Genomic DNA, 273 nt, shown 5'->3' with positions numbered 1-273 from the left:
CGGGAAAAATACCCTCGGTTATCGCATCGAGGTGGATTCGAGCGCGTTCTCTGACAACGTCGGTCATGTGCTGAAAGAGGCGACGGTCCATGTCAGCGTCACCTCCCACGATGCGGCGGGCAACCTGGCGATCGCCACCAGCGACCACAACGTGCATATCGATAACTTCGCGGAAAACACGGTACATATCGATACCGTCGCGAACGACAATGTGGTCAACGCCATTGAAAACCGCATGACCACGCTGATAAGCGGCGTGGCAGGCGGCGATGC

The 273-nt window shown here is 57.5% G+C and carries 1 protein-coding gene; it reads left to right on the top strand.

Going from position 1 to position 273, the window contains the following annotated elements:
• A partial coding sequence (locus OGY13_RS00105; RefSeq protein WP_286593097.1) for an Ig-like domain-containing protein occupies positions 1–273 on the top strand: 273 nt, incomplete at both ends.

Origin of the sequence: Citrobacter sp. Cpo045 (assembly GCF_030332875.1) — a bacterium.
In the GTDB taxonomy this organism is placed as follows: domain Bacteria; phylum Pseudomonadota; class Gammaproteobacteria; order Enterobacterales; family Enterobacteriaceae; genus Citrobacter; species Citrobacter portucalensis.
Note: the sequence above shows the minus strand (reverse complement) of the source record. Positions and strands in the feature narration are given on the sequence as shown.